The sequence below is a fragment of the Spiroplasma litorale genome, assembly GCF_001267155.1.
GTDB lineage: Bacteria > Bacillota_I > Bacilli_A > Mycoplasmatales > Mycoplasmataceae > Spiroplasma_A > Spiroplasma_A litorale.
On the sequence record NZ_CP012357.1, the window covers coordinates 272215 to 297453 of the forward strand.

Below are 25239 nucleotides of genomic sequence, written 5' to 3' on the forward strand. Positions count from 1 at the left end.
ATTCATTTTTAAATATCTCCTCATTTTAAACATCCCAATAAAATAATTATAGTTTGGGAAATTTTAATTTGTTATATATAAGGAAAATATCATATGTTATTGACAAATACTACACTAAAAAAGTAGTTAAATCCCTTGAAATTACAATAAAGTGGTATATAATATATATTGTGTGGGAGAAAGTGGGGGAAATATGCTATTTGGAAGTTTTGAACACAATTTAGATAGTAAACTTAGACTTACTATACCTTCAAAAATGCGTAATAAACTGGGGGCGGTTGTTTACGTAACAAGAAGTATTGATGGGCAATGTCTTGAAATAAGATCATCTGATAATTTTCAAGAATATTACAAAAACTTGCAAGCACAAAACTCACTACTTTCTTCTGCTCGTACTGTAATAAGATCTATTTTTTCAAAAACTGATGAGGTACAAATTGATAATTCGGGTAGAATAAAACTACCTGGAAATTTACTTGAAGAAGTAGGTATTAAAAAAATGGTTCAAATCACCGGGGCTGGTGAATGAATCGAAGTATGAGACAAAGAAAAATTTATGGCTTATGACAAGGAAGTTAAAAATCAGCTTGTCGAAGCTGCCGAAAAACTGGGCGGAGTTAAATAACATGAAAAATAAACATATATCTGTTTTACTTGACGAATCAATTGAATTGTTAAACATAAATGAAAATGGAATATATGTTGATTGCACTTTAGGTAGAGGCGGCCATAGTGCTGAAATATTAAAAAAAATTAAAAAAGGTTATCTTTATTGTATTGACCAAGATAGCGAAGCAATTGAATATTCTAAAAAAATACTTGAATTAATTTCAAGTAATTTTACTATTATAAAGGGAAATTTTGTAAATCTAAAAAGTCTATTATTTTTAAATAAAGTTGAAAAAGTAGATGGATTAATTTATGACTTAGGAGTTTCGAGTCCTCATTTAGATGATCCAAATAGAGGTTTTAGTTATAGGTTTGACTCAAAACTTGATATGAGAATGGATTTGGAAGGAAATGGATTAACAGCAAGAGAAGTTGTTAATAATTTATCAGCAAATGAATTGAAAACAATACTTTATAAATACGGAGAAGAAAAATTTGCACATAATATTGTTTCAAAGATATGTTCTTATAGGGAAAACAAGACTATTGAAACAACTTTTGAACTAGTAGATATAATAAAATCTGCATTACCACAAAAGATATTAAAACAAAAAAAACACCCTGCAAAGAAAACTTTCCAAGCAATAAGAATATTTGTGAACAAAGAAATTGAAATTTTAGAAGACTCTTTAATGCAAGCTGCGAATATTTTAAATAAAGGTGGTACATTAGTAATTATTACTTTTCACTCTTTAGAAGAAACTGTAGTTAAAAAAGTTTTTAATAATTTAACTTTTGATGAAAATGAAAAGTTTTACAGTAAGTTGCCGATTAATATAAGTTTAAATAAAGAATTTCAAATTATTACAAAAAAACCAATAAAGCCCAGTTTATCTGAATTAGAAAATAATAAAAGAAGTCACAGTGCAAAGCTATGAGCAATTAAAAAGGTAGGTGAGAAAAATGTATAAAGAAGTTTATGGTGTTATTGAAATAACTCAAAATGAAATTAAATTTGCAGTTGGAGTTTTTCGAGATAATAGAGGATTAAAAGTTATATTTAAAGAACGAATAAAAGGTAATTGATTGACTGAAGACGATGAAATAATTGACGTAAATAGAGTTAGTCAAAGACTTAAAAAATTAATTAACTCATATAACATTAGTTTTAGAGATAAAATTAAGAGAGTGTCTGTAATTTTTCCTTCTAAAACATTACAAATAAAAGACTCAACTTCAAACGTTTTTCTAAACCACCCTGAAAACATTGTCAGACATGAGCACATCAATAATTTATATAGGGATGCAAATAGGATTAATTTCGATGATAGAAATGTTGTTATTAATATTAAACCTTATCTATTTTATTTAAATAATCAAATTCAAACAGGTGTAGTTCCATTAAATGCGACGAATGTAAGTAGCATTACTATGATGGCTAAAATATATACGGTTAGCAAAAAAGTACATAATTCTTTTGTTGAATTATTAAAAAACCTAGAAGTTGAAAAATTAATATTTTCAACAGATGTTTATTCAATAGCAAGACAAATTAATAGTGAAATTTCTTTTAAAGAAAATTTTGTAACTATTAACTGAGGATGAAACACTGTAGATATAGGTTATTTTTGCAAAGAAGCTCTGGTTAAAAAAGAAAGTATAAATTCAGGAATAAAAAATATAATTGACAGCCTATCAAAAAGAATTAACTCAAAATTTGAAGTTGCAAATAAATATATATTTAAGCTTCTTGATTTCTCAACAAATAATAATAGTGATTCAACCATTTATCGAAAATATGTTAATAGTGAAAAAAGATTAAGTGAGTTGACAGCTGAACAAATTAAAAATGCGGTTTTAGAAGAAATTAATTGGATAATTGATAAAGCTGATAGTTGTATAGAAAAAGAATTTAAAGAATCTAAAAATTTTAAAATACATCATGTTGGAAAAATGACCGAAATTGCAGGATTTGAAAAAATTTTGCAAAGAAGTAAATTTAAGTCGATATCAAGTGTTTATTATTCTTTAGTAACCGGAGCTAGTGAAATTTGGTTAACATCTATTTGTGGTATGATAAAGTTGTCAAGAATTAATAACAAAAATTCTAGCGAAATATTAACAAGTAATGATTGCATTAAAAAGCAAAACCATATGGGAATAAAATATCCAAGTCCAAGTCTTAACCCTAATTACCATGATTATAACCAATTAAATAGGGGTACACTTGATCCAAGAGCTTTGAATCAAGCTCAAAGATCAATTGTAAATAGAAACATAAATAACATGAATACTAGACCATTTAATAATGGAGTTCATATGCAAAAAAATTTACAAAATAATTTAAATTTTCAACAAAATAACAATAATTTAGTGCAAAATAATCATAGTTGACAAAATTACAATCATTATCAAAATGATTCGTCATTTAAAAATAACAATGGACAAATAGGCAATGGTTTCTTAGAAAACGAACAAAAAAATAGATAGTAAAGGTGAAAAATATGGCTTTAAATATGGATTTTAAACAAACTGCTAGGATAAAGGTAATAGGAGTTGGTGGCGGTGGTTGTAACGCTGTAAACAGAATGGTTGAAGACAATGTACAAGGAGTAGATTTTTTTATTGCAAATACAGATGCACAAGTTCTTTCTGCAAGTATAGTTCCTAATAAAATCATTTTAGGTAAAGAAATTTCGAAAGGGCTTGGAGCTGGAGCAAACCCAGATGTTGGTAAGCAAGCCGCTATTGAGTCAGCAGAAGAAATTAGAAAAGCGTTAACAGGTGCAGACTTGATTTTTATTGCTGCTGGAATGGGTGGAGGAACTGGAACTGGTGCTGCTCCCGAAATAGCAAAAATTGCAATGGAATCAGGTGCATTAGTTATTGCAATAGTAACTAAACCTTTTAGATTTGAAGGAAAATTAAGAAACTCTTTTGCAGTTAAAGGTATTGATGAACTTAGAAAATATGTTGATTCAATAATTACAATTTCTAATGATAGATTGTTAGATATAATTGGTGGAATTCCAGTTAAAGACTCTTTCAGAGAAGCTGATAACATATTAAAACAGGGTGTACAAACTATTACTGATTTAATAGCAGTTCCTGCCGTAATTAACCTTGACTTTGCAGATGTTAGAACTGTAATGAAAGGCAAAGGAAACTCATTGTTTGGAATTGGTATTGGTTCAGGAGAAGATAAAGCTATTGAAGCCGCAAATAAAGCTATTACTTCTTCATTGTTAGAAACTTCAATTAGAGGTGCTAAAGACGCAATAATAAACGTAACTGGCGGTAAAAATGTATCACTTAATGATGCGTATGATGCTGTTGATATTGTTCAACAAGCAAGTGGTGAAGATGTAAACTTTATTTTTGGTATTGCAATAAATGAACATTTAGGTGATGAATTAATAGTAACAGTTATTGCAACTGGATTTGATGAAGGATATGAACCTATTGAGGCTCCAAGAAGCGCTCCAAAAACATCAAGTAGACAATCTTCTCCAAATGTAAGTTCAAAACAAAAACAAAGACCACCAGTAAGAGAAAAATATGAAGAAGAATATGCTGATGATACAGCAGAAGAACTTGAAACAGTTTATGATCAAAGAACCAGTTTTATTAATTCAGGAGATAAAAGACCAGAATTTGTAAAACGTGCAGAAGAAGATAGAAACAAAATCAACAATCGTATGGAACGTTGAAAAGAAAATAGAGTTGATAATGGTCAAGAACAAAAACAAGTTGCTCAAAAAATTGAAGATACAGATGATGATGATGGTGACTTCCCAACATTTTTAAGAAAAAAATGATAAAAATAAAACAAGAAATTGTTTTATTTTTTTAATTTATTGTATTGTTGATTTTTGACGTCTACTTTGCTATTATCATTAAGGAGTTAAATGCCGTTTATATATAATTTATGTATAATGACATTTTTATGTTGCGGTTTAAATACCAATTTTTAACTTTATATTACAATAAATATCATGAATTATGTGAATTTAATTTATTTTAAGGGAAGGAATGTATTATGAAATTAGATCAACAAGATCTCATTAACGAAGAAAAAGTTGATAAAATTTTTGAAGAACTTGACTTGATGGATCAAACATCTGATTCAAAAAAAGGAAAATTTGATAAATTTAAGTACTTCTTCAAAAAAAGAGGAACCAATTTAAAGGAGTTCATGGGAAAATCTCCTCTATTGAGTTATTCTATTAAGCGGGTAATATATGCTTTTATTACTTTATACATAGCTATTTCAATTATATTCATTATGCTAAGTGCGGTTACTACTGATTCAGCATACCTTTCTGATGTTAATTTAGACAAATTGGGAATTGAATATGGTAGTGATGATTATTTTAGATTGTTAAATAATAAGAAAAAATTATATGGAGCATATGGAAGCGTTTTTCAACAGTTGTTCATTTACTTGAGAAATATTACTCCAATAATACCAAAAGAAATAATTAAAAATCCTTCAATTGTAGGTACTGAAGTTGTTGGAGATAAAGAGACAGTTTGATTTTATTTAGGGGCATTCATGAATAAAGCTAGTGGTGGTGTTCCTGGTACTTCAGTTATTGATGCTTTCAAAAAATCTATACCAGTATCATTTACTGTTGGGGGTATAGCTGTTACATTATCATACTTGTTAGGGGTTCCTTTAGGAATTTTAGCTGCGAAAAATAAAGATAAAGCTACCGATAGTGCAATTAATGGTTTTAGCTTAGTTATTACAGCAATACCTGCATTGGTTTTAATTTCTTTATTATATAAAATGTCAATATATGGTTTTTCAGCTAATGGTACTTATTCAAATTCAGGTTTAGGTACTAAAATATGACCAGTCATTGGGGTAATGCTTTTGATAATGCCTCTCATTATTGTTAATACAAGAAGATATGTAATAGATGAGATGACCTCAGATTATACAAAATTTGCTATATCTAAAGGATTAAGCTCAAGATACGTTTTCTATGTTCATATCTTTAGAAATGCAAGTATTAGATTAGTTAAAACAATTCCTGAAGTATTTATAATTACTTTATTTGGTTCAAGTATTCTTGTTGAGAGACATTGATCAATTGATGGAATGAGTAAATTTATACTAAATGGTGTGTCTAATAAAGATACTTATGTTGTGCTTGGTTATATATTTGTTTCAGCTTCAGCTGGAGTGTTTTCAAGTTTAGCTGGGGATTTATTGCTTGCAATTATGGACCCAAGAATTAAACTTACTAAATAGAAGGAGGTATTTATAATGGAACAAAATTTATATTCCCAGGATGAATTTGAACTAATTGATAAAAGTTTATTCAAAATAGTTGGTAGTAAAACTGAAGAAGCTGAAAAAATAAATAATAAACCATATAGTTATTGAAAATCAGTTTTTTCAAGAGTGTTAAAATCAAAAACATTTTTAGTTTCAATTATCTTACTTGTAATTATTATTATAATGGCTTCATCAATTGGTATTGGTAAAGAACCAGTCCCTGTTGATCCGCCTTCTTTTAATATCGCACCACCAAGTGCAGAACATATTTTTGGTTTAGGCCGATTTGGTGAAGATTTGTGATTAAAAATGTGAATTGGTACTAGAACAACGCTTATTTTTACATTTATTGTTGCAGCTGTACAAATATCTATTGGTATTATAATTGGTTCAATTTGAGGTTATTATAGAAAATTAGATATTGTATTTATTGAAACAACTAGGTTTCTAACTTTAATACCTTCTTTAATACTTTGATTAATTATAATTTTTCTTTTTGGAGGCATTTCAACATTACCAATTATTATTTTTGCAATATCATTAACAAGTTGAATAACACTGGCAAGTATTATAAGAGTTCAGATTCTTATAATAAGAAATGCTGAATATAACATTGCATCAAGAGTTTTAGGAACTCCTAACCACAAAATAATAAAGAAAAATATTTTACCAAAAATACTACCAATAATAATTCAAACTTCAACATTTGCAATTCCAACTGCAATTGGTCTTGATTCTCTGCTTGCCTATTATAATTTTGGATTTGTTACAAACACATTAGATCAAGCTTCTTTAGGGTCAATATTAAATGAATTATTGTTAGGTTCTGACTGAGAAGTCTACCCACATTTATTGATAATCCCTGTAGTGTTTGTTGGTGGTATTTCATTGTTATTTTTCTTAGCAGGTAAGGTATTTGCTGATTCACTTGACCCAAAAACTCATAGATAGGATTTAATTATGGATAAAAAAGAAAGAATTTTATCAGTAAGAAATATGGAAGTTAAATTTCAAGTAAGAGGTAGATTTTTAACTGCTATAAGAAATGTTGATTTAGATGTTTATGATCAAGAAATTTTAGCAATCGTTGGTGAATCTGGAAGTGGTAAATCAGTCGTAACAAAAACCTTTACTGGCATGATTGAATCAAATGGATGAATTAGTAATGGTTCAATTGTTTATAGACCTAGGTTGGACGATGAAAAAAGCCATTTTAAAAAACCTGTTGATGTTGTTAATTTACAAAGTCCATTGATTTCAAAAGAAGTTATTAAATCTGTAATTAAAATTGGTAAAAAAAACATTGGAAATTGTTATAAAAAAATATCAAAGTTATATGATTTAATGCCAACATTTTCAAATAAAAAAGCTTTTGAAGTTGAAAAAAAGATTATCCAATTAGAAAAAGTTTTTAATTCTGAAAATAATCAAAATTTTAAAGAAGTTTTAAAAAATAAAATTGAAGAATTAAAATTAGAACTTAAAACATTTGAAGAATTAGAATCAATTAAATCAAATAAAAAAACAGATATTATTAATAAATTAAATAACGCATTAACTAAGGCAAACTCAAGTTCTGAAAATATAAACCAAAATTTATTTACTAAGAAAAATAAAAATACTAAAATATCTAACAATTTAGAAAATATAAAGTCTTTATTAAATAAAGTTAATAATAGTTCGCTGATAAAAAATGAAATTAATGAACTATATGAAGAAATTATTATAAACGAAATAAATATTAATAAAATAAAACCTTTGAGTATTCTACAAAAAAAAGATGTATCAAAAATTATTAATATTATTAAACTTTATAATGAAAATCCTGATATTGGAGAAGAAAACAAAAATTTCTTAATAAGTTATTTTACTTCTAACATTTCATTAAACAGAATTCAACAAGAATTCCGTGATATATGCAAAGAAATAGTTGCTGGTAATAATATTGATAAAGATCATTTTGATAATATTTTATTTGACTGAGATAAAATAAAAAATGTTTCAATTATTAACAAAATTAAAGCAATTAAAGAAGTGAGAAACTTAAGGGGTAAAACAATTGCAACAATTTTTCAAGATCCAATGACATCTTTGAATCCGCTTTTATCTGTGGGATTTCAAATTTCAGAAGTTTTGAGAAAACAACAAGGACTATCAAAAAGAGAAGCTAAAAAAGAAGCGATTAATCTTTTAGAACAAGTTGGTATTCCAGATGCAAATAAACGTTACAAAGACATACCAGGAAAATATTCAGGTGGAATGAGACAACGTGTTGTAATAGCGATTGCTCTTGCATGTAAACCAAAAGTGTTAATTTGTGATGAACCTACAACTGCATTAGATGTAACTATTCAAGCCCAAATTTTAGAACTTATAAAAGAGCTTCAAAAATTATATAAATTTACTGTTATATTTATAACTCATGATCTTGGAGTTGTTGCAAAAATTGCAGACAGAGTAGCCGTAATGTATGCTGGTCAAATAGTTGAAGTTGGTACTGTTAAAGATATTTTTAATAATTCAGCACATCCTTATACTTGAGCTCTATTATCATCTTTACCTCAGTTAGGTAAAAAGGGTGAAGAGTTATTCTCAATTGAAGGAACACCTCCATCGCTTTTTAATGTAATTAAAGGAGATGCTTTTGCTCCAAGAAATAAATATGCTTTAGAAATTGACTATATTAAAGAACCACCTATGTTTAAAATAAGTGATACACACTTTGCAAAAACATGATTATTAGATAAAAGATCTCCGAAAATTGAAAAACCCGAAGTATTAAAAAATCTAAAAAGTAGAATTAAAGAAGTAGAAAAGGTAGGCTAAATTATGCTTGATAATAATGAAACATTATTAAATATACGCGACTTAGTTATTGAATTTAAAAGCAAAGGTAAAAAAAACACTGCTGTTAAAGGTGCTAATTTTGATGTCTACAAAGGAGAAATATTCGGGTTAGTTGGTGAATCTGGAAGTGGTAAAACAACAATTGGTAGAGCAATAGTTGGAGTACAACCTTTAAAAGATGGAACTGTTTATATTAATAGTGAAATTCTTACTGGAAAACCAACAAGTCTTAAAGTTTTAAACAAAAAAATTGGAAAATCAATTTCAATTATGAAAGCAAGAATGAACTTGACTACAGCTGAAATTAATAATAGATTAAGCCTATTAAAAGAAATATATAATAAAATAAAATCCAATAATTATAGTGATTTGGATTTTAAAAAATTAAAAAATGAAAATAGAATTAGTTACATTAAAGATGTTGTACTATCTGATTTAAATTTAATAAATAAAATTGTAATGTCAGAAGACAGAATGATAAAATTTGTAACTAACATAAGTTATTATCAAGAAAATATACCATTAAAACTTGAAAAATCAATTTTGACAAAATTAGAAGAAACAAAAAAAGCTATTTTAAAACTAAAAAAATATGTTGATACAATGTATAAGAGTATTCAAGCTATTTATAATGAAATGAAATCAATTAATGAAATAGACCAGTTTAAAATGAAGTTTTCATTGATAATGGAAAATTGATTATTAATTGTAAATAATCATAAAAGTTTTTTGAATGAAATTAAGTGATTTGAAGAAATGCAAAAACAATTATTGGCATTGTCTTCACCAATTAAAAAAAGAAGTAAGTATAAAGACTTTTATAACAATAAAGTATATATTGATAGATCTGATTTTTGAAAAGAGTGTAACAAACAACTTGATTTACTTAAAGAACGAAATGTTAACCCAAATGACAAAGAGTACATTAAATTACAATCTTTTATAACAGATTTTTGAATTGACAAAAACATTAATTTAAATGCATGTACTAAAATTATTAATGAAATAAAAAAAACCAATACTATAAATGATAAATGTTTAGGTTTATTGAAAAACCTAAAACAAACAATTTTTGAGCAAGACTTAAAGAAAATGATTGAAAGCAAAAAAGTAGATCAAAAAAAATTAAACGAATTAGAAAAAGAATTTATTCAAATCAAAAAAGTAGTAAAAAACAGTATTGTAAAAGATGAAGAATTAATTGAAAACTATCATAATTGAAAAAATATAGAAAAAGTTTATTCAAAAGAAGAAGAGGAATCTTTTATTGAATTGATCGATTTTTTAGATATGCCATCAATTGATGAAATTGTTAGAAGTTCATATCTATTTAAAAAAAGAACTAAGTTTGAAAAAAGAGAATATAGAAGAAATGTTCAAATGATATTCCAGGATCCTGGTTCTTCATTAAATGATAGAATGGCAATTGAGGAAATAGTAGCTGAAGGTCTTGATAATTTTAAGCATTTATACAAAAACGAAGAAGCAAAACTTGCTTATTTAAATGATTACAATAAGGAAAATCCAAATAACCCAATAACTATTGATGAAGTTAAATGAAAAGATGTTAAAAAAAACATAATCTTAAAAGCAATTACTTCAGTGGGATTAATTCCAGAACATTTATCAAGGTACCCACATGAATTTTCTGGGGGTCAAAGACAAAGGGTTGGTATTGCTAGAAGTTTGGTTATGAAACCTAAAATTATTGTTGCAGATGAACCTATTTCAGCATTAGATGTATCAATTCGTGCACAAGTATTAAATTTATTTAAAAAATTTCAAGCTGAATTAGATCTTACTTACATATTTGTTGCACATGATTTATCAGTTGTTAGACACATTGCAGATAGAATTGCTGTAATATATAGAGGTCAAATCGTGGAACTTGCAAATGCAGAAGAATTGTTTAATAATCCACTTCATCCATATACAAAAGCATTGCTATCAGCAATACCTGTTCCTGAACCAGATTTATCACGAGAAACAGAACTTAAAATCTATAATCCAGAAAAAGAACATCATGATTATTTGTTTGATCTTCCTTATTTTAAAGAGGTAAAAAAAGGTCACTTCATATGAGCTAACAAAAGAGAAATAAGAAATATAAAAAACACTCTGAAATCAAAGGAGATGAGTTAAATGGCAAATTTTTTAAAAAAAACTTTATCTTTTTTTAGTATTGCAGCAATTTCTACAATTATTTCTTCTTCTGTTGTTTCTTGTGGTATGTCTTTGGATTATTTAATGAACAGAGAAATAGACCCTGAAGTATATAGAGATACATACAATTATAATATATCTAGTTGAAATACTGCGCACACAATGCAAGCGACAGATGCAATAGTTTTATCAAATACTTTTGAAACAATTTTATCTACAGATCAATATGGTAGAATCTATGGAGCTTTGGCCGAAAGTGAATACGGTGCTGAAAATGCTACTAAAAAGGATGCAATTTATAATTATGTTGGAATTCATAATGATGATTTTAGTGAATGAGAGTATAAATTTAGGAAAGAAAACTATTGAACTTCATGAGATGGAAAAAAAGTTAGAGAAGTATTACCTTCAGATATTTTAAAAGCTGCTAAGTATGCTTTAATACCTAGTAACGCTTCAGATGTGTCTAGTTTATATACAAGTTTTATAATTGGTGCTGATGAAATTTTTAGTGAAATTAAAAAACTCATAGATACTAATGAAAATGTAACTCAAAATGAAATTAATGCTGTTTTTGATAGATATGTTAATGAAGGAAAATTTGGAATAATTGTTGATGATAAAAAAGGTACTGTTAAATTTAAATTAAAACAAAAAGCACCGTTTTTTGAAAGTTTACTAACATATTCTGTATTTTCTCCAATATTTGATGAAACAAAAAGTGATATTAAAAATTTTACCGATACTGCCTATAATGGTGCTTATTTACCTAAACAAATTAATGCAAATGGTAAAATGATTCTTGAAGCAAATCCAAATTATGTTTTACATGATGGTGTAAATATCAAAAGAATCGAGTTTGACTACTTAGATGGAGCATCTTCATCAAGAAATAGAACATTATTTGAATCAGGTTCTATATCTGGTTTTAATCTAAATGCTGATGATTTAAAAGGTTGAACTGATTATGTTGGGGATAAATATGAAAACCCAAAATTTGAAGGTGTATATTCAACAAAATCTGTTGAAATGGCCGGTACATTTGTTTTATTCTTTAACTATTTTAATAGAAACTTGAGTGATGCCTCTAGAGGTGAGAAAGAACAAAAACGTGCTCTTAATGCTACAAAGTTATTACAATCATTTGATGTTCGTGCATTTTTATCAACGAATTTAGATAGATCAAGAATGGTAAGATACTTTTCTAAAACTATTGATGAAGAAAATAAACCATCAAAAATGATAAGAAACGTTTATACCGGACTTTCTGTTGCTCAAGATCCAAATCAAGAGAATAAAGATTACACAGAGTTTGTTTCTGACTACTTCAACTCTAAAACATCAAATAAAGAAAAAGATGCTTTAAAAGATGGTAACGATCCACTACTTAACAAAAGTAAAGATTTAGAGATCCAAAAAGATAAAGATGAGCTATTAAATTCAATAAATGAATATATAAAAACAAATAATATTACTTCTTCAAGAAGTGATGGAAAAATTGAATTAAGTTTTGCTCTTAGTCCTACAACAAGCAACTCTTTAAATCCTTATGTTAATTTCATGGTTAAAGCATTTAACAATATTGAAAATAACCCAATTTACATAAAAACTTGAACTCCAACATCAACAGATGATTATAGAGGTGTTGGTCAAGAAGGAAGAACAGATCTATTTATTAGTGGTTGATCTCCTGATTATAAAGATCCTTCTACATACTTAGAAACTTTATTATTAGACGGAGCTTATAGAGGTTATACTGGTGTTGGTAGATTATTTGCAGAAAATAAAGCAAATGATAATAAGTATGAAAAAATACCAAATACAGATTATTATATAAATAAAGCAGTAAAAACTACAGATTCATTTGACATTCTTAAAAAAATGTTAGAATTCAGAGAACAAAACGATGCAAATAATCAAGAAGTAGATATTACAAAAAGATATGAAGGTTATGCAAAACAAGAGTATGAATACTTTTATAAAAACTTCTTTATGTTAACTCTTTATACAAAAGCTATGCCAATTAATTACACTGTAAATTATATACAACCATTTTCAAGATCTTATGAATCTTTTGGTACTGGTCAATATAAATTCTATAAAGCTTATCAAAATAAAAAATTATTAAACCGTTCTCAAATAGAAGAGTTTATGAAAAAATATAATAGCGCTTTAGAAGAAGTGAATAAAGATTGAAATTCATGTAGATATGGTCCAGAGTGAAAAAATAGTAATGAAAACAACAATTGTTTAAAATAAAGCATTCTTTTATTAGAACTTTCTAATTTAAGGGTGTTTTTTTTATATAATTATATTTAAAGGGGTAATTATGGATTTTTTAGTTGAAAATTTATTTAACATTATTAATAAAAAAAATAACGATTCAAGAGAGTATTTGAGTAAATTTAAATCAAAAGATTTGATTAAACTCTATGATGAAGCAGTCCAATCAGAAATAGGAAATGGATTTAATTTAAATATTGATTACGATAGAATAGAAGAAGTTTCTTTTAAAACTTTTGATGATAAACAACTCAAAGGAGTATACTATAAAAATAAAAATTCTAAAAAATGAATTGTTGCTTTACACGGTTATTCTTCATCAAAAGAATCTTCTTTCATATCTAGTTTCTTTTTAAGTAAACTTGGATACAATGTTTTTGCATTTGATTTTCGTAATCATGGTGGTTCTGACCCATCACCTATCACTTTAGGTGTTCATGAACAAAATGATTTAAATTATGCATTAGATTTCTTGAATAAAAATTTTAAAATAAAAAAAGTTGTTTTAATTGGTTATAGTATGGGAGCTCATGTATTAAATAGATATTCTCTTTCTAATCAATATAAAAAACACAAAGTAAAATTAGGGATATCAGACTCAACTTTTTTACATTTAAGTGAAGTTTTAAAAACTTTATTGTCAAGTTATGCTAAAATCTTAAATAATAAAATGTCTGAAGGTATTGTCAAAAAACTTTTAGAAATTTATAACAAAAAACATAAAATTGATGTACTAGAAAAATCAATTATTGAATCTTCGTCTATTTGTAAAAAATCATTTCCAATTTTCTTTATTCATTCTAAGGAAGATGTAATTACAAGTTATAAAGATTCAGAAAAGATTTATGATTTAAGAAATGTTTTTGTTAAAAATGATAGAATCAAAATATTTGAAAAGGGGGAACATATTAGAACTTATATTGAACACAATGAAGAGTATACTAATATGGTTTTTGATTTTGTAAAGAAAAAAAAGTAAGAGGAAGAAAAGATGGAACATAACGATTGGCTTGTAACATTAGAAAATGTCTCAAAAGTTTTTAATAAAAAAATTTGAGCAATTAAAAAAGTAAATTTAAAAATATATAAAGGTGAAGGTTTAAGCGTTATTGGACCTAATCAATCAGGTAAAAGTATTTTAGGTAGACTTATTGCTGGCCAAATAAAACCAACTGGAGGAATTCTAGAATATAATTTTACACAGGAAGATGCTCTTTCTTCAATTGGTTTTCAATTTAGACAAACAACTTGACCTGATGGTTTTAAAATTAGAGAAATATTTAACTTATATAAAGAAATATACAACATTAATGATAAAGAATGACTAGATGAAGTTATAAATACTTTTGATATATCTTCTAGATGAAATCAATTATTAAGTAGTTGTAATACATCATGACTACAATTATTTTCTATAGCTTTAGCTATAATGCATAAACCAGAATTGATAGTTCTTGATGAGGTTTCATCAACAATTGGTATTGACTTTAAAGTTAGAATACTAAACTTTTTAAAAAAATATAAAGAAAATAATAATGCAACCTTTGTAATTATTTCACCTGATGATTCAACCTTCCATTATTTATGTAATAGGGTAATAGTTCTTGATACTGGTTTAATTATGTCAGATGATTATACAGATGAGTGAGATGTAAATTTAAATTTCGAATCTTACTCTCTTAAAGTAATGGAAGCAATACAAAATAAAGAAGTTTCTGTAAAACCTGATCCGATTTTTAAACCTATTTTGCAAAATTTTGATGTACACTATAATTTATTTAAAGAAAAATATAATAAGTTTTTAGAAATTAATGAACAGTATGAAAATGAAAAAGAAGTAGTTGAAATAAAAAATATAAATTATTATATTAATGAGTTAAACGAAAAATTAATTTATGTATCAACATCAGCTTTAAACAAAAAAAATATAGATACTTTAAAATCGATGATAATTCAACTTATTAAATATGTTAAAAAGTTGAGAAAAAAAATGTCCAAAATAAGTAACGACATAATTTATAAAAAATCAATATTTGTGTTTCTTGATAAAATAAGTTTTTTTATTTATTATCTTGATAATACTTTAATTAAAATATTTAAGTCTAACAATATACTTGTTTATGTAAATGAAAAAAATGCAAACTTAAGTGAAAAAGAAATAAGTAAATTAAGTATGTTAAAGAAAAAATATATTCAAGAAGAAATTAGGTTAATGAAACAAGAAAATAGAATTATTAAACGTATAGAGAAAAGAAAATAGAGGGGTCATGAATATGAAATATAATAGAAGAAAAGTTTTTAAAATAATATTTGGTATTCAATGATCTAATTACAAGGGTGACATATTTATAATTTTTTCTGGATGGTTTATTACAATTATTACAATGGTAGTTTGATTAGCTTTTAAAAACGCTGGCGAAAATATTGTGTATGATTCATTTATTTTAGCTAGTGCAATTGGTATTGGTACAATAAGAAACTGTTTATTTAATTTTATTAAAACAATACACGATTTTCAAAGACATGATTTTTTTCAAAGATTATTTAGCACGAGAATATCTAAAACCTTAGTATTTTCAACTATGATTTTATTTAATCAAATAGTTAACATTATAGTTACAGGATCACTTATTTTAATAGCTATGGCATTTGAAGATCAAAGAGAAATTATAAAACATGTTAATTGAGAAATATTTTTAGTTGGATTCTTTTTATTGGTATTCTTATCAAATGCTATGGCTTTTGCGATTGGTCTGAGTGTAAAAAAATTGGAAACAGCTTTCGTAATTGGTAATATTTATTATTTTGGACCTGTATATTTAATTGGTTTAGGTATTCCTTACAAAACATTAGAAAAATCTGAAGGAGTAATAATAGCAAGTTTTATATTTCCACAAAGATATATGCTAAATATAATGGCTTCAGGTTGAGTAAATGATCCAAAAATGCTTGACAATACTTTTAGTTATGGGGGTAATTATTGGATTCCATATGTTGTTAGTGTTGTTTTAATTTTACTTGCATTATGACTTTTGGTTTATATTTTTAAAAGTAAATATGAAAATGATAATAAAAAGTTTAAAAGATACTCAAATACAAAAAAACACCTTGGAATTATTTACGCAATTAAAAGATCTTCATCTATTGAAGAATTAGACCGTATCATAGAACTTAGAAATATGCTTAATAAAAATGTTAAGGTTAAAACTCCAAAAGGTAGGGTGAAACACAAATGGAAGAATCAAAAAAATTAATTACAAGCCCAAAAGGTTCAAACTACAGAGTTTTTAATAGACTATATTTTTTATGAATAAAATCTTTTATTTTTTCTCCTTTAAACATGTTTTTAGGAGTATTTTTAATAATTTTTACACAATTCATATGACTTGCTTTTAAAAGTTCTGATCCATTTATTTTCGCAAGTGCACTTGGTAGTTTGATTGTAAGAAATAGTTGTCATACATTTTATAGAACACTAAACTTAAGTCGAACAACTGGCTTTACAAATAGACTTATATATACAAAAGCTAATAACTTTTTAAGACCATTATCGCATTTGGCGGCAAGTTTAACAATTAATTTTGTTGTATCTATAATTATGCTTGGTTTAACAGTTATATTTTTTGAAGAACAAAGAGTTTTATTATCAGGTGTAAATTGATTTATGTTTATATCAGGCGCTTTTTTGCTATGATTATTATCAGTTTTAATTTGCTATACAATATATATATTTTTTAAAAACTATATGCTGGGAAACATTGTTGCAATTATACTATATATGCTTTGTTATAATTTACTTGGACTTGCATTTCCATACCAAAGTATTGCAAAACTTGAATGATTAAATGTTATTTTGTATTTGCTTCCACAAAGATATATGATGAATGTAATGCAAGCTGGTTGGGTTAATGCTACAAATTTAGTTTATCAATCAAATGAATTTCCATGGTCTAATGTAGATTTTAAACTTACAAACAATTTATGGTTGCCATATCTTGTTACATTTGGTTTTATTCTAATATTCTTTTTTATTAATTATTTACATTTAGCAAATAAATCAAAACAATTTAAAAAAGATGATTATGGGTCAAGTATAATAGTTAAACTTTCAAATAAATATATAAGAGAAATTAAAAGATGTACAACAATTGATGATTTAAATCAATTACGTAATAAACACCTTGAAGAAACTGGTCACAGTGTTACTATTAAAAAGAATATTGAAAAAAAGACTCAAAAAGTGACAAAAAGAAAAGAGTAATATAATATGGATAATATAGATCAATTAAAAAAAAGAGTTCAAGATTTAGAAAATGAATTAGATATCTTTAAGAAAAAAGAAGAATATTTAAATAACGGTATTGAAAAAGTTAAATCAATTTACGATATTACAAGACAAAATGCTGAAAAAATTATATATAAATCTGTTGTTATTGCAAACTCTCTGAAAGATGATGCAAAATCAACACTTGAAAAAATTAAAAATAACCCAAATGACTTAGATAAATTTATTGATGAACTATTACATAAAAATAATCATTTATTAAATAACGACATTAATAAAGTCAAAAAAAATATACAAGAAATTGTTATTAAAATAATTAATAGTAAATAAAATTGTATATAATTATAATTGTATGTACAAAGTGTATAGTAAGACAAGGATTATTGTAAAAGTTTTTTAGAGAGCTAATGTTTGGTGGAAATTAGTAAACTTCCAATAATTTATCACTTACTTTAAGCACAGGAGAAGAAAGGTTAATACTGATTAGAACTCCTCGTTATGATTGCGTAAATATCAAAATTAAGAGATGTTTTAAATGCATCTGAAGTAGGATGGTACCGCGATTTTTCGCTCCTATATGGAGTTTTTTTTGTTTTCAAATAGATGGAGGATAAAATGAAAAAAAATTATAAAGATACTTTATTAATGTATAAAACTGATTTTGATATGAAAGCTGATTTAAAAATCAAAGAACCTTTAATAGAAAAAGAATGAGAAGAAGAAGATATTTATAACAAAAAGTTAATATTAAATAAAAATAAAAAACAATTTATATTACATGATGGACCGCCATATGCAAATGGAAATATTCATGTAGGTCATGCTTTAAATAAAATTTTAAAAGATATTATAGTTAGATGAAAAAATACAACTGGATTCTATTCGCCTTATATTATGGGTTGAGATACACATGGTTTACCAATCGAAACTGCTATTACAAAAACAGGTGTAGATAGAAAAAAAACAGACCCTATAAAATTTAGAGAACTATGCAAAGAGTATGCTTTAGAGCAGGTTGCAAAACAGAGTGAACAGTTTAAAAGACTTGGTATATTTACTGATTATAATAAAAAGTATTTAACACTTTCAAAAGATTTTGAATTAAGTGAACTTAAATTATTTAAAAAAATGGTTGAAAAAAACTTAGTTTATAGGGATTTGAAACCAATTTATTGATCACCATCAAGTGAGTCAGCACTTGCCGAAGCAGAAATAGAATATAAAGAAGTTAGGTCTCCAAGTATTTATGTAGCTTGTGAAATCATTGATGACAAAAGATTTAAATCAACAAGCTTAGTTATTTGAACTACAACACCGTGAACAATACCATCCAACCAATTAATTGCAGTTGGAGAAGACTTGGGGTATTCGTTGATAAAAAATAATAAAACTAATAATAACTATATTATTGCAAGTGACTTAGTAGAGAGTTTTACTGAAATATTAGAGTGAGATAATTTTGAAGTTTTAGATAATTTTAAAGGTAGTGAGCTAGTAAGAATTAATTATAAACATCCATGATATTCTGATAAAACTGGATTTACAGTTTTAGGTCATCATGTTACAAGTGAATCTGGAACAGGTTTAGTTCATATTGCAGGTGGTTTTGGTGAAGATGACTTTGAAATTGTTAAGTCTCATAATATTAAACCTTTTGCTCCAATTGATAATCAAGGTAAATTTGACCAAACTGTTAATGATAAAAAACTTGAAGGTGTTTTTTATGAAGATGCAAACAAAATTGTAGGTGAAGATCTAGAGAATAGAGGAATTTTATTAAAATTAAAATTTGTTAAACACTCTTATCCTCATGATTGAAGAACAAAAAAACCAATAATATATAGAGCTACAAGTCAATGATTTTTAGGACTAAATTCAATAAAATCAGAAATTGACAATGTAATATTAAAACAAGTAAATACAAACCCCGAATGATCAAAAGAGAGATTAAGAAACATTATAAAAGAAAGAAATGATTGAACAATTTCTAGACAAAGACTTTGAGGTGTACCAATACTTGCATTTTTTGATGAAAATAAAAAACCTATTTTAAATTCTGAAATAATTGATTATTCAATTAAAATAATTGAAAAAGAAGGGATTAATAAGTGATTCTCAAAAGAAGTAGACTTATTTTTACCAGATAAATTTAAAAATAAAGGTTGGACAAAAGAACAAGACATATTAGATGTTTGATTTGATTCTGGCTCATCGAATATTGCTTTACAAGAAGAATATGGTTATCAAAGACCTTATGACTTATATCTAGAGGGAAATGATCAGTATAGAGGTTGGTTTAACTCATCAATGATAAATTCAGTTATATATGATGGAAATCCAGCTTATAAATTTGTAATTACCCATGGAATGACTAATGACGAAAAAGGTAAAAAAATGTCTAAGTCTATTGGTAATGTAATTGACCCAAATGAAATAACTAATGATCTAGGGGCTGACATTTTAAGACTTTGAGTATTTACAACTGATTTTACTGATGATCAAAGATTAGGTAAAGATATATTAAAACAAGTAACTGAATCATATAGAAAAATAAGAAATACTTTAAGATTCTTGTTGAATAACTTAGTTGATTTTGACCCTAATAAAAATTATAAAAAAGATCTTGAAGAAGTTGATCAATATGCTCTTCATAGACTATCTAATGTAAAAAACAAGTATATTGAATCAATGAATAATTATAATTTTAACCAATCATATAAAATACTTAATAATTACATTATTAATGATTTATCTTCATTTTATTTAGATTTTATAAAAGATATTATTTATGTCTATGGAAAAGATTCATTGAGACGTAGACAAGTTCAAACAGTAATGTATGAACAGTTGTGATGTTTGGTTGATTTATTAAAACCTGTTTTAGTACATACAATGGAAGAAGTTTATAAAACTGCAAACTTACTCGAAAAAGAACAGTCTGTTCATTTATTAGATATAAGTAACCAAGATTTCTCAATGAATGAAACTTTTGATACTAGATGAAGTTTGGTTATGGAACTTAAAAATAAGGCTTTAGAAGCTCTTGAACAAGCAAGAAATAATAAAATTATAAAGAAAAATTTTGATGCAGTATTGAAAATAAAACTTAATAAAAACAATGATTTTATTAGAAAAATTAAAGATTTAAATAAAATATTTATTGTTAATTCAATATATTTTTATGACGAATTAATTGATGATGTTACAAATATTGCCGATATTGATGTATCATTAAAAGAAGGCGAAAAATGTGCAAGGTGTTGAACAATAAGCGATAAGCTAATTGATGATTTATGTTCAAATTGCGCAATTGTTTTAAAAGAAATAGGTGATTTTTAAATGAATTCAAAGATGGCGTTTATAAAAAGTTATCTTAAAAATTATAAATATCTTTGAAAGTTCAAAATTATTATTTGTGCTCCAATAATTGCTTTCTTGTTGTTTTTGGATTGACTATCAAAAGGTTTAATTAACTCAAGTATGATACAAGGTGAAAAAAAAGACTTTATTAAGGGTTTTATTGGTTTTGAATACAAAATAAACCCTGGAGCTGCTTATGGTATGAATTCAGGGTCTCCAACTCTTGCGATATCTATAGCTGCAGTTGTTTCTATTTTTTTATTAATTATTTTTCTTTTTTTAAAGGATAAATATTGATTAATAGGATTATCATTTATGATTGGTGGTAGTTATGGAAACTTATTAGCAAGAATTTGAGCACCATTTGATGAATACTCAAAAGTTTATGGGGGAGTTATTGACTTTCTAAAATGAGACTTTAGTTTTTTAGGATCAAATGAATATATATTTAATTTAGCTGATTTATTTGTTAATATTGCAATTGGTTTGATTATACTAGCATTAATTATTTATTTAGTTGATGAATTAATTAGAGTTTATTATAAAAAAAATGATGTATTGTACGAAAAGTATGTAGAGTTTCGATCAACAATATCAAAACTTTATATAATTTATTGACATAAATTTTATAAAAAAGATAGTGAGTTTAAAATGACTTTTAAGGAATATTATATAAAAAGAAAGCAATTGATAAGAGAATTTAAAGAAGATAAAAGGAAAATACTAAATGGATCAGAAAATTAATTACTATTTTGACTCCAAGCCTACAAGACTAGATAAGTATTTAACAGAAAAGCTACAATCAGAGTATAACTTTTCAAGAACTTATATAAAAAAAATAATAGAATCAAACAACGTTAAAGTAAACAAAATTATTGTTAAACCTAAATATCTTTTACAGTTAAATGACTTTATAGAAATTGATATTCCAAACCCAGAAAGTTTAGAAACTCTTCCAGAAGACATTGACTTTAAAGTTATTTATGAGGATAGTGACATTTTAATAATAGATAAACCAAACGGATTAGTTGTTCACCCTGCGCCTGGAAACTTAAGTGGAACTCTTGTTAATGGACTTTTATATAGAATAAAAGATTTATCTTCAATAAATGGTTTTTTTAGACCAGGAATTGTTCATAGAATTGATAAATTTACAACCGGACTTTTGATAGTTGCAAAAACAGATTTAGCACATAAAAACTTAGTAAAAATGCTTTCGGAAAATAAAATATATAAAGAATACATTGCTTTAGTTCATGGTGTAATTGATAGTAATTCAGGATTAATTGATGCACCAATTGGTAGGCATCGAACAGACAGAAAAAAAATGGCTGTTACAGAAATTAACTCAAAAAGAGCTATAACAAAATTTAGCGTAATAAAAAGATTTCAAAAAAACACCTTAATATGTTGCAATATTGAAACTGGCAGAACCCATCAAATAAGAGTTCATTTAAGTTATATAAATCACCCAGTTGTAGGAGATCCTCTATATGCTTATAAAGATGATAAAAAAATAGATTTTGGTCAATATTTACACTCTCATAAGTTAATATTTAATCATCCAATTACTAATAAAAAAATAGAATTTGTATCTGATATTCCAGAGGAATTTAATGTTAGAATAAATATGATAGAAAATTAGGTGTAATTATGAAAGTAGATTTCAACAAATTAAAGTTAAGTCTTATAAACTATTTGATTAAAGTAGAAAAATATAAATCCATTAAAGACTTAAGTAATGAATATGTGACATATCTAATTAATGATAAAAAAGAGTACAAAATTCTAAGAGTTACAATTGGTTACCCTGTTTCAAGCGATAATAATATTGTTAAATTAAAAGAGAACTTAAAAAATGCTAAGCGTGAAAAAATTAATGTTTTAAATATTGCATTTTCTTTAGAGACTGATGATGTTGTTGTTGAAGGGACCACTGTAATTATTGAAAATGAAGAAAAACTAAAGGATAAATTATCTGTTTATTTTTCAAGAATATCAAAAATTAAAATTGAATCTGAAAATGAAAATACTTCTGAAAATATTGAAGAACTTTCTAATGAAGAACTTTTTGATATATTATCTAACCCTTCAAAGTCAGATAATATAAAATTAAAGACAGCAGTAGCAAGGATGAAATCACATAGTGTTAATTCTACAATAATGTCTATTTTGTTTTTGATTATGCCTGTAGCAATTGGTATTGCGTCATTCTTTTATTTTAATGATTATAATTTTGGCGCAAAAGACTTATTTTTTGGTGCTACAAATAGAAATTTAACAGTTATCGGAAATCAATGATGAAGAATTTTAACTTATGGCTTTACAATGGATAGTTACTTTTTGTATGGTCAAATCCTTGGTGCATTTATAGTTGTTTTGATTTCGTTCACCGCAATTAAGTTATCTAAGTATACTGAAAGTTTAGTTGGTCAATGAAAGTTTTCAGTTTCAATTTTTGCCACATACATTATCTCAGGTTTATTTGTATCAGTTTTGTTACCTAGTAATGATGCTATTTTTTCAGGACCAATGGTAATTTTAGCAGCTGTTGTAGGAACTTTATGTGTAACAACATGATCTAAAAAAGCTGACCCAGTGGTTCTTTTTTCAAAAAATAGACTTGTATTTCCAATAATTCTATTGTTATTAGCTCCATTTATAATAACAAAGTATAACGACTACGTTATAATAATTATTTCATTGTTAACTTCAGCAAGCATTACACTTCTTTTTAATTATGATTGAACAAATCCTGATAGATATTTAATATTCCCATTATTTATAATTATTGCACCAACTTTAGTTTCTATAATTTGTGTTTTTTTACCAGTAGCGTCTCCAGCAACTGATTTAAATTTCTCTATTGAAGCTTTACAAATGTATTTAAAATATGGCATTTTTAGTCAAAATCAAGTAAATCAAATTCTAGAAAATAATGGCTGATATTGCAGATTTGCAGAAAATGGTAGCTTATGGTGGTTCTAGATGAGCAAGAGAACCGATTATATTGATTGAGATACATATTTTTTAGCAATGGTTAAATTAAACGCTATGAGAAGCAAAGATCCTGATACACAGGTTGGGGCGATCATAGTTAATGATTTGAAACATATTGTATCTACAGGTTACAATGGATTACCAAGGGGATTAGATGATGATAAATATCCATGATCTAGAAATGGTGAAATCGAAAATAGTAAGTATGCATATGTAGTGCATGCTGAACTTAATGCGATATTGTCATCTGGTACAAGTGTCAGGGATTGTACACTATACACTAGTTTATTTCCTTGTAATGAATGTGCAAAAAGCATAATTCAGGCTGGAATCAAAAAAATTATATACTCAAATGATAAGTATAATGAAACGGCTTTAAATAAAATCGCAAAAAAAATGTTTAAAGATGCAAAAGTTGAAACAATTTATAAAAAAGAAGTTTTTATTGAAATTAAATATTAATCATCTTTAAAATGAAGTTTTATAAAGTTTCTTGTTTCATCACCAAATTCTTTTTTATATTTTCGAACTAATAATTTAACTTCATTACTAGCCCCAAAAGGCAATGAAATTTTATATTTTTTTTCTAACATTTTAACGTTGTTTATAAAGTAATGTCTTGCAATAATACTTGCACATGCAACAGAAATGAATTTTGATTCTGCTTTTGTTACAAACTCTATATTTTGATAAATATCTTTTTCTGTTTTTAAATATTCGAAATATTTATTTTTATTTACAAACTGATCTAAAATAACCCTTGTTTTTTTAAAATGATTTAATTTATTTATAATGTCGTTAATAGTCTTGTTATGAGCTAATGCCTTTAAAATATTTCCATTTTTATATTTAAAATGTAATTTATTGTATGTGTCATTATCCATTACATAAACACTATACTTAACGACATTTTTTATATCGTTGTATATGCTTTCAATTTGAATGTCTGTTAGTTTTTTTGAATCTTTAATCCTATGTATAACACTATTATTTAATAAGTTATTGTCAATAAAACAAGCTGCAATTACTAATGGACCAAAAAAATCACCAACACCAACTTCATCGCAACCAATACTTTCTTCGCATGTGACATTTTTGTCAACTTTTTCATATTCTTCTGTTTTTGGTTTAAATAATTTATTTTCCGCTCCATTTATTTCTAATATTTCTTCAAAATTAATTACGTGTTTTGATTGTAATAAAATTGTTTTATTTTTAAAAATGTTTAGTGAAAAATCATTAGTTTTTATAAAAAAGTCAATATTTTTATTATTTATACTTACAATAAAATTAGCATACTTAATTTTTATTTGATTAATTAATTTATCGCTTACATTTTTTATAGTTTTATTAGTCATTTTTTTACAACCTTTCAAATAAATTATAATGTATTCCATTGTATAAT

20 protein-coding genes are annotated in these 25239 nt (G+C 25.9%); 19 read left to right on the forward strand and 1 reads right to left on the reverse strand.

Translation table 4 applies throughout. The features are described from left to right. Positions 1-193: 193 nt before the first annotated feature. The 19 genes from mraZ to SLITO_RS01465 all read left to right on the forward strand — a co-directional run bounded on the left by mraZ (position 194) and on the right by SLITO_RS01465 (position 24296). Positions 194-625: a division/cell wall cluster transcriptional repressor MraZ gene (gene mraZ / locus SLITO_RS01375; protein WP_075058002.1), complete on the forward strand. Its 432-nt coding sequence runs from the start codon at positions 194-196 to the stop codon at positions 623-625. Between the two features lies 1 nt (position 626). After that, positions 627-1580 carry a 16S rRNA (cytosine(1402)-N(4))-methyltransferase RsmH gene (gene rsmH, locus SLITO_RS01380; RefSeq protein WP_075058003.1) on the forward strand — a complete coding sequence of 318 codons (954 nt, stop codon included), beginning with the start codon at positions 627-629 and terminating at the stop codon, positions 1578-1580. Then, on the forward strand, positions 1573-3099 hold the full coding sequence (locus SLITO_RS01385; protein ID WP_075058004.1) for a hypothetical protein: 1527 nt from the start codon (positions 1573-1575) through the stop codon (positions 3097-3099). The genes rsmH and SLITO_RS01385 overlap by 8 nt, the downstream gene beginning before the upstream one ends. Positions 3100-3113: 14 nt before the next feature. Further along, on the forward strand, positions 3114-4430 hold the full coding sequence (gene ftsZ / locus SLITO_RS01390) for a cell division protein FtsZ (RefSeq protein ID WP_235443371.1): 1317 nt from the start codon (positions 3114-3116) through the stop codon (positions 4428-4430). A gap of 218 nt (positions 4431-4648) precedes the next feature. Next, positions 4649-5869, forward strand: coding sequence for an oligopeptide ABC transporter permease OppB (gene oppB / locus SLITO_RS01395; protein ID WP_075058005.1), 1221 nt, complete (start codon positions 4649-4651; stop codon positions 5867-5869). A gap of 15 nt (positions 5870-5884) precedes the next feature. Then, positions 5885-6847 carry an oligopeptide ABC transporter permease OppC gene (oppC, locus tag SLITO_RS01400; RefSeq protein ID WP_075058006.1) on the forward strand — a complete coding sequence of 321 codons (963 nt, stop codon included), beginning with the start codon at positions 5885-5887 and terminating at the stop codon, positions 6845-6847. 9 nt (positions 6848-6856) lie between these two features. After that, the gene (locus tag SLITO_RS06205) at positions 6857-8722 is read left to right on the forward strand and encodes an oligopeptide/dipeptide ABC transporter ATP-binding protein (protein WP_075058007.1); all 1866 of its coding nucleotides are present in this window, start codon (positions 6857-6859) and stop codon (positions 8720-8722) included. 3 nt (positions 8723-8725) lie between these two features. After that, positions 8726-10885, forward strand: coding sequence for an oligopeptide ABC transporter ATP-binding protein OppF (gene oppF, locus SLITO_RS01410; RefSeq protein ID WP_075058008.1), 2160 nt, complete (start codon positions 8726-8728; stop codon positions 10883-10885). Beyond that, positions 10886-13165 carry an ABC transporter substrate-binding protein gene (locus SLITO_RS01415; protein ID WP_075058009.1) on the forward strand — a complete coding sequence of 760 codons (2280 nt, stop codon included), beginning with the start codon at positions 10886-10888 and terminating at the stop codon, positions 13163-13165. 70 nt (positions 13166-13235) lie between these two features. Continuing rightward, on the forward strand, positions 13236-14168 hold the full coding sequence (locus tag SLITO_RS01420; RefSeq protein WP_075058010.1) for an alpha/beta hydrolase: 933 nt from the start codon (positions 13236-13238) through the stop codon (positions 14166-14168). A 12-nt stretch (positions 14169-14180) separates the two neighbouring features. Next, a complete protein-coding gene (locus SLITO_RS01425; RefSeq protein ID WP_075058011.1) occupies positions 14181-15449 on the forward strand; it encodes an ATP-binding cassette domain-containing protein in 1269 nt (422 codons plus the stop codon). Between the two features lie 13 nt (positions 15450-15462). Further along, the gene (locus SLITO_RS01430; protein ID WP_075058012.1) at positions 15463-16443 is read left to right on the forward strand and encodes an ABC transporter permease; all 981 of its coding nucleotides are present in this window, start codon (positions 15463-15465) and stop codon (positions 16441-16443) included. Next, the gene (locus SLITO_RS01435) at positions 16422-17450 is read left to right on the forward strand and encodes an ABC transporter permease (protein WP_075058013.1); all 1029 of its coding nucleotides are present in this window, start codon (positions 16422-16424) and stop codon (positions 17448-17450) included. Before SLITO_RS01430 ends, SLITO_RS01435 begins: the two co-directional genes overlap by 22 nt. Before the next feature lie 6 nt (positions 17451-17456). After that, positions 17457-17804: a hypothetical protein gene (locus tag SLITO_RS01440; protein ID WP_075058014.1), complete on the forward strand. Its 348-nt coding sequence runs from the start codon at positions 17457-17459 to the stop codon at positions 17802-17804. A 285-nt stretch (positions 17805-18089) separates the two neighbouring features. Next, positions 18090-20813 carry an isoleucine--tRNA ligase gene (gene ileS / locus SLITO_RS01445; protein ID WP_075058015.1) on the forward strand — a complete coding sequence of 908 codons (2724 nt, stop codon included), beginning with the start codon at positions 18090-18092 and terminating at the stop codon, positions 20811-20813. After that, complete coding sequence (locus SLITO_RS01450) at positions 20814-21578, forward strand: signal peptidase II (protein ID WP_075058016.1); 765 nt, start codon at positions 20814-20816, stop codon at positions 21576-21578. It begins immediately after the preceding gene. Continuing rightward, positions 21562-22479: an RluA family pseudouridine synthase gene (locus tag SLITO_RS01455; RefSeq protein WP_075058017.1), complete on the forward strand. Its 918-nt coding sequence runs from the start codon at positions 21562-21564 to the stop codon at positions 22477-22479. Before SLITO_RS01450 ends, SLITO_RS01455 begins: the two co-directional genes overlap by 17 nt. A gap of 8 nt (positions 22480-22487) precedes the next feature. Continuing rightward, a complete protein-coding gene (locus SLITO_RS01460; protein ID WP_075058018.1) occupies positions 22488-23822 on the forward strand; it encodes a hypothetical protein in 1335 nt (444 codons plus the stop codon). Beyond that, entirely contained in the window at positions 23823-24296 is a 474-nt protein-coding gene (locus tag SLITO_RS01465) for a deoxycytidylate deaminase (RefSeq protein ID WP_075058019.1), read from the forward strand. Here the strand turns inward: SLITO_RS01465 and rnhC are convergent. Further along, positions 24293-25192, reverse strand: coding sequence for a ribonuclease HIII (gene rnhC, locus SLITO_RS01470; RefSeq protein WP_075058020.1), 900 nt, complete (start codon positions 25190-25192; stop codon positions 24293-24295). The genes SLITO_RS01465 and rnhC overlap by 4 nt on opposite strands. Between the last annotated feature and the right edge of the window lie 47 nt (positions 25193-25239).